1 pseudogene is annotated in these 528 nt (G+C 66.5%); it reads left to right on the plus strand.

Annotation, left to right across the window (positions count from 1 at the left end):
* Positions 1-528, plus strand: a pseudogene (locus tag ACFOLC_RS16165) (2-oxoglutarate decarboxylase); the annotation flags it as partial.

A 528-nucleotide genomic window follows, 5' to 3' on the forward strand; every position in this document is an offset into this window, starting at 1 on the left:
GCATGCTCACCAACATGGAAAGCCAGCTCAAGGAGCAGGGCGCCCAGGACAAGTTCGACCAGGTGCTGGAGGAGATCCCACGGGTGCGCGAGGACCTCGGCTTCATCCCGCTGGTGACGCCCACCTCGCAGATCGTCGGCACCCAGGCGGTGATCAATATCCTCACCGGCGAGCGCTACAAGTCCATCACCAAGGAAACCGCCGGCGTGCTCAAGGGCGAGTACGGCGCCGCGCCGGCACCGTTCAATGCCGCGCTGCAGGCGCGGGTCCTGGACGGCGCCAAAGCCATCACCTGCCGTCCGGCCGACCTGCTCGAGCCGGAAATGGACAAGCTGACCGCCGAACTCAAGGGCCTGGCGCAGCAGAAAGGCTTCAAGCTCGCCGCGGACGAAATCGACGACGTGCTCACCTACGCGCTGTTTCCGCAGATCGGCCTGAAATTCCTGGAGAACCGCGGCAACCCCGATGCCTTCGAGCCGGCCCCGACCGGTAACGAGGTGCCCGCCCGCGAACCGGGCAAGCCCGAGG

Origin of the sequence: Lysobacter cavernae (genome assembly GCF_042648505.1) — a bacterium.
GTDB lineage: Bacteria > Pseudomonadota > Gammaproteobacteria > Xanthomonadales > Xanthomonadaceae > Lysobacter_L > Lysobacter_L cavernae.